This window comes from Kitasatospora sp. NPDC038210 (assembly GCF_055600605.1).
In genome coordinates, this window is the sequence record NZ_JBVJYK010000001.1 from 76,725 (window position 1) to 91,090 (window position 14,366).

Below are 14,366 nucleotides of genomic sequence, written 5' to 3' on the forward strand. Positions count from 1 at the left end.
GCACAGCCCCTCGCTCGGCGGTGACCGGTACACCCGCCGACTACGCCGCAGGGATGACGCCGCCGCCGATCCGCCGGACGCGGTACGGGAGTTGCCGCCGGCGACGGACGCGGCCGCGCGCCGTTCGTCCGTACCGTCGGCCCGTCCACCCGGGAAGCGGGAGCGAGGAGCGGGGAATGAACGGTGATCCGGTGATCGAGCTGAGCGGTGCGAGCCGCCACTACGAGGGCGCGCGGGCGGCCCTCGACGGGGTCACGCTGAGCGTGCGGGCGGGGGAGGCGGTGGCCGTGCTCGGGCCGTCCGGCAGCGGGAAGTCGACCCTGCTGAACCTGGTGGCCGGACTGGACCGGCCCAGCGCCGGGACGGTCACGGTGGCCGGAGTCAGGGTGGACCGGTTGGGCGAGGCGGCCTCGGCCCGCTACCGGCGCGGCACGATCGGCATGGTGTTCCAGTTCTTCAACCTGCTGGACGACCTCACCGTGACCGACAACGTGGTGCTGGCCGGGGAGTTGGCCGGAGTGCCACGTGCCGAGGCCCGCCGGCGGGCCGGCGAGCTGCTGGAGGTCCTCGGCATCGACCGGCACGCCCGCGCTCACCCGGGCCGGCTCTCCGGCGGCGAGCGCCAGCGCGTCGCGGTGGCCCGGGCGTTGATGAACCGGCCGACGCTGCTGCTGGCCGACGAGCCGACCGGCGCACTGGACTCCGCCTCGGCCGAGGACGTCAAGGAGCTGTTCCGGGAACTGCACGACGATGGGCAGACGGTCCTGCTCGTCACCCATGACCTCGGGCTCGCCGAGGACTGCGCCACGCGCATCGTCCGGATGCGGGACGGCCGGGTCGAGGCGGACTCGGCGGTGGCGGCATGAGCGCGCTCGCAAGGGTCGTGCGGGCGGGCGTCCGCCGCCGCCGGACCCAGTCGGCCGCGGTCGGTCTGGCCGCCCTGGTGGCCACCACCTGCTCCGTCCTCGGCGGCTCGCTGCTGGTCGCCTCCCAGGCGCCCTTCGACCGGGCCTTCGAGGGACAGCACGGTGCGCACCTCACCGCGCGCTTCGACGGCGCCCGGGTCACCGCCGCCCGGCTCGCCGGCACCGCGCACGCCACCGGGGTGACCGCCTCCGCCGGACCGTTCCGCACCGTGACGCTCGATCCGGAGCCGGGGCCGGGTACGGACGTCCCGGCCGGGCTGACCATGCCGCCGATGACCGTCGCAGGTCGCGCGCGGGCCGCCGGGGACGTCGACGAGGTCGAGCTCCTGCAGGGCAGTTGGCCGGAGCGGCCGGGCGAGGTGGTGATCGACTCCGGGTACCGGATGCAGCAGACGGAACTCGGCGGGACGCTCCGCCTCCCCGGCCTGCCGGGCGCGCCGACGCTCACCGTGGTCGGTTACGCCCGGTCCGTCAGCCGCACCGCCGACGCCTGGGTGACGCCCGAGGCCATTGCCGCGCTCATCGCGCCCGGCAGCACCCCCGGCTACGAGATGCTCTACCGCTTCGCCGACGCCGGTACCGCCGGCGCGATCGACGCCGACCGGGCCGCCGTGGCCTCGGCCCTGCCCACCGGGGCGCTGACCGGCGCGCAGTCCTGGCTGACCGCCGAGCAGGGCTCGGACCGCAACACCGCGCTGTTCCTGCCGTTCATGGTCGCCTTCGGCCTGCTCGGCACGGCGATGTCGGTGCTGGTGGCCGGGAACGTGGTGGCCGGCGCAGTCGGCACCGCGACCCGGCGGATCGGCGTGCTCAAGGCGCTCGGCTGCACCCCCGCCCAGGTGGTGCGGACGTACGTCGCCCAGGCGCTGGTGCCCGCCACGGCCGGCACCCTGCTCGGAGTCGTCACGGGCAACCTGCTCACCGTCCCCGTGCTCGCCACCACCGGGCAGCTCTACGGCACCGGAGCCTCGGGCCTCGCTCCCTGGGTGGACGTCGCGGTGGCGGGCGGCACCCTGGCCGCCGTCGCCCTGGCCGCCTGGGCCGCCGCCGCCCGCGCCGGACGGCTGCGCACGGTGGAGGCCCTGGCCGTCGGCCGGACGGCGGGCGCCACCCGGCGGGACGTCCTGGCCGCTCGCGCCGCCGCGGTGACCGCCCGGCTGCCGCTGCCCCGGCCGCTCAGCCTCGGCCTCGCCCAGCCCTTCGCCCGCCCGGCCCGGGCCGCCGGAATGTTCGCGGCGGTGCTGTTCGGCACGGCGGCAGCGGTCTTCGCCACGGGCATGGGCGGGACGATGACCTGGGTGCAGCAGGCGAAGAACCACGCCGTCGCGGACGTCCTGGTGCACCCGCTGCGCCCGGACGGCCCGCCCGGCGCGGCACCGTCCCGGCCGGTCGCGGCCGACCCGGCCGCCGTCACCGCCGCCCTGACCGCCCTGCCCGGCACCGCCGCGTACTACGGCGTCGGCGTCGAGGACGTTGTCGTCCCCGGCGTCGCCGGGAGCACCACGGTGACCGTCTTCGACGGCGACGCGTCCCGGGCCGGTTACCGGATGGCCGCCGGACGCTGGTACCGCGGGCCCGGCGAGGCCGTCGCGCCCGCCACCTTTCTCACCGAGGCCTCGCTGAAGCTCGGCGACCGGGTGACCTTCACCGACCACGGGCGAGCCGTCACGGTCCGGATCGTCGGTGAGGTCTTCGACCCGCACGTGCAGACCAACGAGCTCTTCACCGACGCCGGTAGCTTCCCCGCCGGGACGGCTCCGAGGCCCGACACCTGGCTCGTCGCGCTGAAACCCGGCACCGACCACGCCGGCTACGCCGCCGCCCTCGGCGGCACGCTCGCCCCGCTGCGGATGGCGGCAGAGGCCGACGCGACGCGTAGCTCCAGCGGCACCATCGCCGCGCTGCGGTCGCTCACCGTGACGCTGACGGTCCTGCTGGTCGTGGTCGCCGGGCTCGGCGTGTTCAACACCGTCGTCCTGGAGATCCGCGAACGCACCCGGGACGCGGGCGTCACCAGGGCGCTCGGCATGACGCCGGCGCAGAGCGTGAGCGTGGTGCTCGCCTCGGTGCTGCTGGTCGGCGCGGTCGGCGGCGCGATCGGCCTGCCCGTGGGCCTGCTGCTGCACCGGGTCACGGTGCCCGCGATGGGCCACTCCGCCGGGCTGAACTTCCCGGCTTCGGCGCTGGACGTGTTCGGTGCCCCCGCGCTGGTGCTGCTCGGGCTGGGCGGTGTGCTGATCGCACTGCTCGGCGCGCTGCTCCCGGCCGTCCGGGCGGCGCGGGCGCGGACGGTGGACGCCCTGCGGGCGGAGTGACGTGCGGTGGCGACGGATGCCGGCTCGGCAGTCGGCGCGGGGTCAGGTCTCGCCAGGCCTCTCGTCGGCCCGGGTGGGAGCGGCGTCGTGAGCGGGAACGGCGGAGGGCCCCGCGTCGCCGTGGGGCCCTCCGGTGCGTGCAGGATCGGTCAGTTGTAGGTCGTGGTGACGGTGACGCCGCCGAAGCCCTGCTGGCCGTAGAGGCTGAAGTACACCCAGCCGGACGGCGGGTTGGCGATGGTGAGGGTCTCGCTGTTGCCGCTGTTGGTGGACTTGGCCTGGTACGAGCCGGTGGTGGCCCAGGCGCCGCCGTTGTAGTAGAGGTCGGCGTTGCCGGTGCCGCCGCTGGTGGTGATGGTCAGCTGCTGCACGCCGGCCGGGAGGTACAGGAAGCTGTAGCTGTAGTTCCCGGTGGTGGCGGCCGCGCCGTCGCGGCGGCAGTTCTTGTCGAACTGCCGGCTGTCGGCGGCGGTGCACAGCGGAGCCTGGGAGGCGGGCAGCGAACCGCAGTTGTCGGCGGCGCACTGCTTGAGCCAGGCGGCGAAGTCGGCGTCGTAGGCGGTGCCGATGGTGGACTTCAGCAGGGTGCGGGCACCGTTCCAGTCACCGACGCGGTACTTGGCGAGCAGCGCGTCGACGTCCTGCGGGTGCGACTGGAGCATGTAACGGACGGCCAGGTAGCCCCAGTTGTAGACCCGGGTGGAGTCCGCGTTGGCGTAGGTGCTGTCGAACAGGGTGCTCAGCGCGTAGGTGCCCTTGCCGGCCTGGGCGACCGCGTCGTCGTAGTGGACGCCCCGGTAGCTGTAGGAGATGTACTCGGCGAGGCCCTCGACCCACCAGATGGTCGGGGTGGTCATCCCGGCGTCGAAGTCGCCGTAGAAGTCGTAGCGGCCGTCGAGGTAGTGGGTGTACTCGTGGTTGAGGTTCCAGATCTGGAACTGGGGGCGCAGCCAGGAGGCCTCGTGGGCGATGAAGCGGGCCTGGTTGCCGGCCTTGGCCGGGTCGCCCTCCTCGTACATGCCGCCGTTGTCGACGGCGATCTTGTACATCTCCCAGGCGTAGAGGCTGTAGTTGTAGTAGTCGTCGAAGACGACGACCTCCAGGCTGGTGTTGTTGTCGTTGGCGACCGGGCCGCCGTCCTTGACCACCTTGTGGAAGAAGGCGTCCTGGTTGATCAGGCTGGTGCAGGTGTCGGCGAGCTGCTGCGCGGTCATGTCCTGGGCGCGGATGCGCAGGTTGGCGTTGCAGGTGTGGTCGACGGTGAGCACCAGCGGGACGAGCTTGGCCGGGACGTCACAGGTGCCGTAGTAGGAGCAGTTGCCGCTGTCCTTGTTCTCCGCGAACCAGAGCAGGTTCATGGTGAGCGGTCCGGTGTTGCCGACCAGCGGGTAGCGGTTGACCAGGTCCTTGACGATCGGGCGTCCCTGGGCGCGCAGCGCGTCCTTGGCGACCAGGTTGCCGATCTGGATGCCGATCGAGGTGACCGGGTCGGAGCCGGTCAGCTGGGAGGCGTTGCGGGTGACGAAGCCCGCCATGCTGGTGGCGAAGGAGGGGTCGGCCTGCAGGGCGCCGACGAAGTCGGGCAGGTCGAAGCCGCGCTCGATGACGGTCTCGGTGTTGGCGACGGCGGCGGCCATGGAGCCGGTCCAGGCGCTGGAGTAGCCGTCCAGCAGGCGCTTGACGACGCCGGTGTAGCGCGCGTTCTCCTGGGCGCTGTCGATCAGGGTGACGGCTTCGGCGAGGGTGGCGCCGTTGGCCTCGGTGACGTCCTTGCTGTGCGGGGCGGCGAAGAAGCCGTCCAGCGCGCCGCGGACGGCGGTCTGCAGGGCGGTGCCGTACGGGCCGACGACGTCCTTGTTGTTCCACTGGACGTAGTAGCCGGCGCGCAGGAAGAGCACCAGCTGGCCGGCCGAGGTGGAGTCGTCGCCGGGGTAGGCGGCGGAGACGTCGCGCAGGGCGTTGGCGACGCTGACCATCTGGGCCTCGTTGAACGCGGCCCTGGCGTTGTCGCCGGTCAGGGTGAACAGCGTGTTGACGCAGTCGAGGCCGGCGGCCTCGACCCGCTGGACCAGCGCGGCACCGGAGTTGCCGGTGAAGGCGGACACGTCGCAGGCGTTGGCGGCGAGCTGCCGGGGCGCCTTGGTGTTCGTGCCGATGGTGCTGCCCGCCGTCGGGGCGGTGGCCTTGGCCCGCGCGTCCGAGGCGAGCGGCCTGGCGTCCCTGGGGGTGTCGGGCGACTTGGGCACGGGGATGGCGTGCGGCGCGGCGGACTTGGCGGTCGGCGCGGTCGGCTTGCCCTGGGGAGTGGGGGCGGGCGCCGCGTGGGCCTGCGGTGCGAAGAGTCCGAGCGCGAGGAAGAAGGCGGCGCCGAGCGCAGGGAGTCTGCGCGCGTTCGCCTTCGCTATCCGGAAGGGACGCATGTGTGGGGGCCTCCGGGGCCGGTGGTGGCCGTGGTTGGGGACACGGCCGCTCCAATGTGTGACATGTAAAATGGCACATGGTGGGCGGCCGCGGGAAGCCCCGGGAGCGGAAAAGTTGTCAGACCCTGACGGGAAGCCCCGATCGAGCGTCAAAGCCGAGGAACAAGCAGGAGCCCATGGTTCGTTCCTGCAAGTCATACGCAATAGTGTTGTCCCGGCACGATCAGCATCGCTCAACCCGCCGAAAGGGGCCGTGTCCTGATGGGCACCTACACGCTTCCCGACCTTCCGTACGACTACTCCGCGCTTGAGCGGGCGATGTCGGCCGAGATCCTGGAGCTGCACCACTCCAAGCACCACGCCGCCTACGTCAAGGGCGCCAACGACACCCTCGACCAGCTCGCCGAGGCGCGCGACAAGGAGCAGTTCGGCGGCCTGGTCGGCCTTCAGAAGACCTTCGCCTTCCACCTGTCCGGCCACGTGCTGCACTCGCTGTTCTGGCAGAACCTCTCCCCTGAGGGCGGCGACCGCCCCGAGGGCGAGCTGGCCGACGCCATCACCGAGCACTTCGGCAGCTTCGAGGCCTTCAGGAAGCAGCTCACCACCGCCACCACCGGCGTCCAGGGCTCCGGCTGGGGCATCCTCTCCTGGGAGCCGCTCGGCAAGCGCCTGATCGTCGAACAGGTCTACGACCACCACGGCAACGTCGGCCAGAACACCACGCCGCTGCTGGCCTTCGACGCCTGGGAGCACGCCTACTACCTGCAGTACCGCAACGTCCGCCCGGACTACGTCACCCGCCTGTGGGACGTCGTCAACTGGCAGGACGTCTCGGCCCGCTTCGCGGCCGTCACGGGCGCCTGACCTCGTTCGGGTGACGGGGAGGGTCCCGGACCGGTCGGGCGGTCCGGGGCCCTCCCCTTCCGTTGCCCCGCCCCGTTGCCGACGCCGGGGCCGGGCCCGGGGCCCGGCCTCCAGAGGGCGGTCGACGATCACGCCTTCACCTGCGATGACGGGGGAATTCGGGAACCCGTTCGACGGGGTTCACGTCATGAACCTCGGAGAGACCGCAGACAGGTGGGGGGCAGTCAGCCGATGGACGGCAAAGCACGGATGAAGGACCTGGCCGGCAGTCGGGTGGCGCTCGCGGTGGCGGCCGTCGCCCTGGCGGCGGGCGCCTGGGGGGTCGCGACCCTCGCCGGGCCGGACGGCGTCCCCCGGCAGGACATCGCACAGGAGCAGGGCACGTCCGCCGGCGGCAGCGGTGGGGACGGCGCCAAGGGTGGCGACGGCGGCACGCAGCAGGGCAGCGGGATGCCCGACGGCATCGCCCACGCCTCCGAGAGCGGGGGCAACGCCGTCAACATCACCATCGACGACGGCCCCGATCCGACCTGGACGCCGAAGGTCCTCGACCTCCTCAAGCGGCACGGCGTGAAGGCGACGTTCTGCATGATCGGACCGCAGGCCAAGGCCCACCCCGACCTGGTCAAGCGGGTCGTCGCGGAGGGCCACCGGCTCTGCGACCACACCGTGGACCACGACACCTCCATGGACAAGAAGCCCGTCGCGTACCAGGAGAAGGAGATCCTGGACGCGAAGAAGATGATCGAGGACGCCGCGGGCGGCGCCAAGGTGATGTACTACCGGGCTCCCGGCGGCTCGTTCACCCCCGACAGCCGGCGCATCGCCGCCGCGAACGGCATGCGTCCGCTCGGCTGGAACGTCGACTCGAAGGACTTCAACAAGCCCGGCACCGGCGCCATCGTGGACACCGTCAAGAAGGAGCTCCACCTCGGCCCGACGATCCTGTTCCACGACGGCGGCGGCGACCGCCAGCAGACCGTCGAAGCCCTCGACCAGGTGCTCACCTGGCTGAAGGCCCAGGGCCGCCCCACCGGCTACCCGGTCCAGACCACTCCGTGACGCGTCGCGCCACCCGGGCGGGGCGGTGCGGCGGTCGTGCCGCCACCGCCCCGCAACCGTTCGTCAGGGCGTGCCGAAGAAGCCGTCCAGGATGCGCTGGGCGGCCAGTCCGGCCGGGAGGGTGCCGGCGCGGACCCGGGCTTCCAGGTCGGGGGCCAGGCGCCGTACGTCGGGGTGCTCGTGCAGGCGGGCGTAGAGCTGGTCGTGGACCATCGCCCAGGTCCACTCGACCTGCTGGTCGCGGCGCTTGGCGGCCAGGGCGCCGGTGGCGTCGAGGAGCTTGCGGTGCTGCTGGAGGCGCTCCCAGAGCACGTCGAGGCCGGCGTTCTCACGGCCGCTGCAGGTGAGGACGGGTGGGGTCCAGGCAGCGTCGGGGGCCTGCAACAGTCGCAACGCGCCCGCGAGTTCGCGGGCCGCGGCGCGGGCATCGGTCTCGTGCGGGCCGTCGGCCTTGTTGATCGCGATGACGTCGGCGAGTTCCAGGACGCCCTTCTTGATGCCCTGGAGCTGGTCGCCGGTCCGGGCGAGGCTGAGGAGGAGGAAGGTGTCCACCATGCCGGCCACCGCCGTTTCGGACTGGCCGACTCCGACCGTCTCGATCAGCACCACGTCGTAGCCGGCCGCCTCCATCACCACCATCGACTCGCGGGTGGCCTTGGCGACGCCGCCCAGGGTCCCCGAGGTGGGGGAGGGGCGGACGAAGGCCTGCGGGTCGACGGCCAGGCGCTCCATCCGGGTCTTGTCGCCCAGGATGGAGCCGCCGGTCCGGCTGGAGGTCGGGTCGACGGCGAGGACCGCGACCCGGTGGCCCTCCCCCGTCAGCATGGTGCCGAAGGAGTCGATGAAGGTCGACTTGCCGACACCGGGAACCCCGGTGACGCCCACCCGGACCGCCCCGCCCGCGTGCGGCAGCAGCCGCTGGAGCAGCTGCTGCGCGAGCGCGCGGTGGTCGGGACGGGAGGACTCGACGAGGGTGACGGCGCGCGCGATCCAGGCGCGCGAGCCGTCGAGGACACCCGTCACGTAGCTGTCGAGGTCGATCGTCCGCGGAGGCATCGGCTCAGCGGCTCACAGCTCGTGGCCGAGCTCGGACGCCAGGGCCGTCAGCAGGTCGTGCGCGGCGTCCGGGATGACCGTGCCCGGTCCGAACACCGCCGCCGCGCCCGCCTCGTACAGCGCGTCGAAGTCCTGCGGGGGGATGACCCCGCCGACCACGATGGTGATGTCCTCGCGGCCCGCCGCGGCGAGTTCGGCGCGCAGCGCGGGCACCAGGGTGAGGTGGCCGGCGGCCAGTGAGGAGACGCCGACGATGTGCACGTCCGCCTCGACGGCCTGCCGGGCGACCTCCGCCGGGGTCTGGAACAGCGGGCCGACGTCCACGGTGAAGCCGAGGTCGGCGAAGGCGGTGGCGATCACCTTCTGGCCGCGGTCGTGGCCGTCCTGGCCCATCTTGGCGACCAGGATGCGCGGCCGGCGGCCCTCGGCCTCCTCGAACCGCTCGACCAGGTCGCGGGTGCGCTGGAGGGAGGCCGACGGGCCCGCTTCGTCTCGGTACACACCGGAGATGGTACGGATCTGGCCGGAGTGTCGGCCGTACACCTTCTCCAGGGCGTCCGAGATCTCACCGACGGTGGCCTTGGCACGGGCCGCGTTGACGGCCAGGTGCAGCAGGTTGCCGTCCAGCGAGCCGCCGCGCTGCGGTCCGGCCTCGGCGGCCCGGGTGAGCGCGTTCAGCGCGTCCTGCGTGGCGGCCTCGTCGCGCTCGGCGCGCAGCCGGCGCAGCTTCTCGATCTGGCGGGCCCGCACCGCGGAGTTGTCGACCTTGAGGACGTCGATCTGCTCGTCGCTCTCCACCCGGTACTTGTTGACACCGATCACCGGCTGGCGGCCGGAGTCGATGCGCGCCTGGGTGCGGGCGGCGGCCTCCTCGACGCGCATCTTGGGGATGCCGGCGTCGATCGCCTTGGCCATGCCGCCGGCGGCCTCGACCTCCTGGATGTGCTGCCAGGCGCGTGCCGCCAGGTCGTTGGTCAGCTTCTCGACGTACGCCGAGCCGCCCCACGGGTCGATGACCCGGCAGGTGCCCGACTCCTGCTGCAGCAGCAGCTGGGTGTTGCGGGCGATCCGGGCGGAGAAGTCGGTGGGCAGGGCGAGCGCCTCGTCCAGGGCGTTGGTGTGCAGCGACTGGGTGTGGCCCTGGGTGGCGGCCATCGCCTCCACGCACGTGCGGGTGACGTTGTTGAACACGTCCTGCGCGGTGAGCGACCAGCCGGAGGTCTGCGAATGGGTGCGCAGCGACAGCGACTTGGGGTTCTTCGGGTCGAACTGCTTGACCAGCTTGGCCCAGAGCAGCCGGGCCGCGCGCAGCTTGGCGACCTCCATGAAGAAGTTCATGCCGATCGCCCAGAAGAACGACAGCCGCGGCGCGAAGGCGTCCACGTCCAGCCCCACGTCCAGGCCCGCGCGCAGGTACTCCACCCCGTCGGCCAGGGTGTAGGCCAGCTCCAGGTCGGCGGTGGCCCCGGCCTCCTGGATGTGGTAGCCGGAGATGGAGATCGAGTTGTACCGGGGCATCTTCTGCGAGGTGTACGCGAAGATGTCCGAGATGATCCGCATCGACGGCTGCGGCGGGTAGATGTAGGTGTTGCGGACCATGAACTCCTTGAGGATGTCGTTCTGGATGGTCCCCGCCAGCTTCTCCGGCGGCACGCCCTGCTCCTCGGCGGCGACGATGTACAGCGCCAGCACCGGGAGGACGGCGCCGTTCATGGTCATCGACACCGACATCCGGTCCAGCGGGATGCCGTCGAACAGCTGGCGCATGTCGTAGATCGAGTCGATCGCGACGCCCGCCATGCCGACGTCGCCGGTGACGCGCGGGTGGTCGCTGTCGTAGCCGCGGTGGGTCGGCAGGTCGAAGGCGACCGAGAGGCCCTTCTGGCCGGCCGCCAGGTTGCGGCGGTAGAAGGCGTTGGACTCCTCGGCGGTGGAGAACCCCGCGTACTGGCGGACGGTCCAGGGCTGGTTGACGTACATGGTCGGGTACGGCCCGCGCAGGTACGGGGCGATGCCCGGGTAGGTCTCCAGGAAGTCCAGCCCGGCCAGGTCCGCCGCGGTGTACAGCGGCCTGACGCCGATGCCCTCGGGGGTGTCCCAGACCAGCTCGTCGACGTCCTTGCCGGTGGACTGCCGCCAGGCGGCCTGCCACTGGTCGTCCGAGACGTCGGCGGCGCCGCCGTCCAGCCCGATACCGGTGAAGTCGGGAATCATCGAGCCGCCTCGCTCTCGTCCTCGTCGGCGCCGCGCGCGCCGGTGATCTGGTCCAGCAGGGAGGTGAGGACGGCGACCGCGTCCCCGCCCGCGTGGATGAACCCGTCCACTCCGGCCGGGGCTTCGCCGAGCCGTCCGGCCAGCAGCACCTTCGCGGCGCCGGCCGCCTTCAGGGCGCCGGCGACGGCCTCGGCGTGCTCGCCGTACAGGGCGTCGCTGGAGCAGAGGCAGGCGACGGTGGCGCCGGAGGCGGTGAACGCCTCGGCGAACGCCGCCGGGTCGACGCCTTCGAGGGAGGTCGTCGCGATGCCGCCGGCCTGGAACAGGTTGGCCGCGAAGGTGGTGCGCGCGGTGTGCGCGGCGGCGGTGCCGATCGAGGCCAGGAACAGCTTCGGCCGCTCGCCGGTGGCCGCGAGCGCGGCGTCCGAGCGGTCCCGCAGCGCCTCGTACGCCTCGGCGCGGCGCACCTGCGGCAGGCCGCCGGCGAGCGCGGCCGGGGCCGGCTCGCGGACCAGCGGCTGCTCGTCCAGGTGCGGGAACTCGCTGACGCCGGTGACCGGTTCGCGTCGCTCGGCGAGCCTGACGGACCGCGCCGCCCAGGTCGCGGCGAGCCGCTCGCCGACCAGCCCGGACCCGAGGGCGGCCTGCTGGCCGCCGGCCCGCTCGATCTCCTGGAACCAGGACCAGGCGGCCCGGGCCAGCTCCTCGCCGAGCTGCTCGACGTACCAGGAGCCGCCGGCCGGGTCGATCACCCGGGCCAGGTGGGACTCCTCCAGCAGGATCGACTGGGTGTTGCGGGCGATCCGGCGGGCGAAGGCGTCCGGCAGGCCGAGCGCGCTGTCGAAGGGCAGCACGGTGACGGCGTCGGCGCCGCCGACCCCGGCGGCCAGGCAGGCGATGGTGGTGCGCAGCATGTTCACCCACGGGTCGCGGGCGGTCATCATCACCCGGGAGGTGACGGCGTGCTGACGCTGCGCCGAGGCCGCGGCGGAGGCCCCGGACACCTCGGCGACGCGGGCCCAGAGGCGGCGGGCGGCACGGAACTTGGCGATCGTCAGGAACTGGTCGGCGTCGGCCGCGTAGCGGAACTCCAGCTGGCCGAGCGCGGCGTCCACCGACAGCCCGGCGGCGGTGAGCGCGCGCAGGTAGGCGACGCCGGTGGCGAGCGAGCAGCCGAGCTCCTGCGCGGGGGAGGCGCCGGCCTCGTGGTACGGCAGGGCGTCGACGGTCAGGGCCCGGACGTCCGGGTAGTCGGCGGCGCAGCGGGCCGCGAGCGCGGTGGCCTCGGCGAGCAGCGCGTCGGTGCGGGTGGTGTCGCCGGTGCGGGCCTGGAGGCCGAGCGGGTCGGCGCCGAGGTTGCCGGAGGCGTCGCCGGGGGAGACCTCGCGCTGCTCGTAGAGCTTGAACAACTGCTCGGCGGCGTCGGTGAATTCGGCTCCGGCGTCGAGTGCCACCGCGGCCAGGTCCAGGTACACGCCGGTCAGCGCCTCGGGCAGGGCGTCCACCGGGAGGGCCCCGCCGCCCAGTTCCAGCCAGAGCGAGCCGACGCCGTTCTCCAGGTCGGCCAGCACGGCCTCGTTGGCGCGCCGCCGGTCCGGGTCGGCGTGCCGCTGCCGCACGTCCCACCCGGCGACGGCCGAGCCCTGCGGCCGGCCGCCGCGGACGAAGGGCGGGAAGCCCGGGTATCCGGGGTCGACCGCGGTGTCCTCGGCGGTGTACAGCGGGCGTGCACCGAGCCCGTCCTGGAGCTCGGTGGTGAGTGCCTGCTCGGCGGCGGCGCCGTCCTCGGGCTGGGCACCGGACTTGCGCAGCACGCCCTGGACGAGCTGCTGCCACTGCTCACGGTGCGCGGCCGGGAACTCGGCGGCGAGGGGGAGCCCTTCGGGCGGGACCTTCATGTGCGCAGGTTAGCGCCCGTTCGCGTACCCGCAGGAGGGGCGCCGTGTGTGACCTTTCCCTCGATTTGGCGCATTCTCAGCACTCCGCGGGGCGGGCCGTGCCACGGGCCGGCGATCACGGGTCCGGCGGGGTCACCCGCGGCGGGAGCGGGGGAAGGAGCGGTGGCGGCCGGGCCGGGGTGAACCGAGCCGGACCGGGGTGAACCGGGGCCTCGGCGGCGCCCGTAGTCAATACCGATGGCACGGAACGCGATCGATGTCCCGTCATGGCCCCGAAACGTCATGATCAGGGGGATTGCGGAACCCCGCCCCTCATCTATTAAGTTACTTCGAAGAAGGTGGGCGGGGCAGCATCCCCCCGTTGCTCGCCCCGCCTGCCTTCGCCGTCCCCCGGCCCGTACGGGCCGGCCCCGGATTCCCCCGAAGGAGAGCCGACCGCCCATGGGAAAGCGCCGCAAGCCCAGCCCCCCCAGCCGGGCCCGTATGGCGGTCCTCACCACGGCCATGGCGGCCGGCGGCGCGGTCCTCGCCTCGGGCACCGCACACGCCGAGCCCGCGCCGACCCTCGCCTCCGTCAAGGAGCAGGTGGACAAGCTCAACGAGGAGGCCGAGCAGTCCATCGAGCGCTACAACGGCTTCCAGGCCCAGCAGCAGAAGCTCCAGGTCGACGCCAACCAGATCCAGGAGAAGGTGGTCCGGGGCCAGGAGGCGATGAACGAGCTGCGCACCCGGCTCGGGGCCGTCGCCGCCGACCAGTACCGGACCAACGGCATCGACCCGTCGGTCCAGCTGATGCTCGACTCCGACCCGTCCGGCTACCTGGAGCGCGCCGCGGTGCAGAACCAGGTCGCCGACTCCCAGGCGAACCTGCTGAAGCAGGCCCAGGACGAGCAGCGCAAGCTCGACCAGGACCGTGCCGAGGCCACCGCGACCCTCGCGTCGCTCGACGCGGTCGGCAAGCAGCTGGCGGAGCAGAAGAACGGCATCCAGACCAAGCTGGCGCAGGCGCAGGAGATGCTGAACAAGCTCAGCGCCGAGGACCGCGCCAGGATCAACGCCCAGCAGTCCGCGGAGAAGGCCAAGGCCGAGGCCAAGCAGGCCGCCGCCGCGGGCGCCGCCGCGGCGGACCGCGCCTCCCGCTCCGCCGACCGCCCCGACATGAGCGCCCCGGCGCCGGCCGCCAGCGGCCGGGCCGCGGCCATCATCGCGTTCGCCCAGGCCCAGCTCGGCAAGCCGTACGGCTGGAGCAAGACCGGCCCGGACAGCTTCGACTGCTCCGGCCTCACCAGCCAGGCCTACCGCGCGGGGGGCCGCACGATCTCCCGGATGTCCCAGGACCAGTGGAACGACGGCCCGCACGTCGACCGCGCCAACCTGCAGCCCGGTGACCTGGTCTTCTTCTACGACGACCTGCACCACGTCGGGCTGTACATCGGTGACGGCAAGATGATCCACGCACCGCGCACCGGCAAGAACATCGAGGTGCTCCCGATCTCCGCGATGCCGTACATGGGCGCCGTCCGCCCGGCCTGACCGCGCCCGCGTGGCGGCCCGGCCGCCGCACTGCCCACCGCAGGCCCGCTCCCGCTCCGGCGGCAGCGGGCCCGCGGC

At 73.0% G+C, this 14,366-nt stretch carries 9 protein-coding genes; 5 read left to right on the forward strand and 4 right to left on the reverse strand.

Going from position 1 to position 14,366, the window contains the following annotated elements; genetic code table 11:
- Positions 1-176 precede the first annotated feature (176 nt).
- Together ACZ7KX_RS00315 and ACZ7KX_RS00320 are read left to right on the forward strand one after the other, a co-directional pair.
- Entirely contained in the window at positions 177-866 is a 690-nt protein-coding gene (locus ACZ7KX_RS00315; protein ID WP_470324501.1) for an ABC transporter ATP-binding protein, read from the forward strand.
- The gene (locus ACZ7KX_RS00320) at positions 863-3,241 is read left to right on the forward strand and encodes an ABC transporter permease (RefSeq protein WP_470324502.1); all 2,379 of its coding nucleotides are present in this window, start codon (positions 863-865) and stop codon (positions 3,239-3,241) included. Before ACZ7KX_RS00315 ends, ACZ7KX_RS00320 begins: the two co-directional genes overlap by 4 nt.
- Before the next feature lie 149 nt (positions 3,242-3,390).
- Here ACZ7KX_RS00320 and ACZ7KX_RS00325 read toward each other — a convergent pair whose 3' ends face one another.
- Positions 3,391-5,661: a M9 family metallopeptidase gene (locus ACZ7KX_RS00325; protein ID WP_470324503.1), complete on the reverse strand. Its 2,271-nt coding sequence runs from the start codon at positions 5,659-5,661 to the stop codon at positions 3,391-3,393.
- A 261-nt stretch (positions 5,662-5,922) separates the two neighbouring features.
- On the opposite strand from ACZ7KX_RS00325, the gene ACZ7KX_RS00330 reads away from it, so the two are divergent.
- Positions 5,923-6,525 (forward strand): superoxide dismutase, encoded by a 603-nt coding sequence (locus tag ACZ7KX_RS00330; protein WP_470324504.1) that lies wholly within the window; start codon positions 5,923-5,925, stop codon positions 6,523-6,525.
- Positions 6,526-6,756: 231 nt separating this feature from the next.
- The gene (locus ACZ7KX_RS00335) at positions 6,757-7,587 is read left to right on the forward strand and encodes a polysaccharide deacetylase family protein (RefSeq protein ID WP_470324505.1); all 831 of its coding nucleotides are present in this window, start codon (positions 6,757-6,759) and stop codon (positions 7,585-7,587) included.
- Between the two features lie 63 nt (positions 7,588-7,650).
- Here ACZ7KX_RS00335 and meaB read toward each other — a convergent pair whose 3' ends face one another.
- From meaB to ACZ7KX_RS00350, 3 genes are read right to left on the reverse strand one after another with little or no spacing between them, the layout of a single operon-like run.
- Positions 7,651-8,643 carry a methylmalonyl Co-A mutase-associated GTPase MeaB gene (gene meaB / locus ACZ7KX_RS00340; RefSeq protein ID WP_470324506.1) on the reverse strand — a complete coding sequence of 331 codons (993 nt, stop codon included), beginning with the start codon at positions 8,641-8,643 and terminating at the stop codon, positions 7,651-7,653.
- Positions 8,644-8,655: 12 nt separating this feature from the next.
- On the reverse strand, positions 8,656-10,857 hold the full coding sequence (gene scpA / locus ACZ7KX_RS00345; protein ID WP_470324507.1) for a methylmalonyl-CoA mutase: 2,202 nt from the start codon (positions 10,855-10,857) through the stop codon (positions 8,656-8,658).
- Positions 10,854-12,755 carry a methylmalonyl-CoA mutase subunit beta gene (locus tag ACZ7KX_RS00350; RefSeq protein ID WP_470324508.1) on the reverse strand — a complete coding sequence of 634 codons (1,902 nt, stop codon included), beginning with the start codon at positions 12,753-12,755 and terminating at the stop codon, positions 10,854-10,856. Before ACZ7KX_RS00350 ends, scpA begins: the two co-directional genes overlap by 4 nt.
- Before the next feature lie 441 nt (positions 12,756-13,196).
- On the opposite strand from ACZ7KX_RS00350, the gene ACZ7KX_RS00355 reads away from it, so the two are divergent.
- Positions 13,197-14,288, forward strand: coding sequence for a C40 family peptidase (locus ACZ7KX_RS00355; protein ID WP_470324509.1), 1,092 nt, complete (start codon positions 13,197-13,199; stop codon positions 14,286-14,288).
- Positions 14,289-14,366 lie beyond the last annotated feature (78 nt).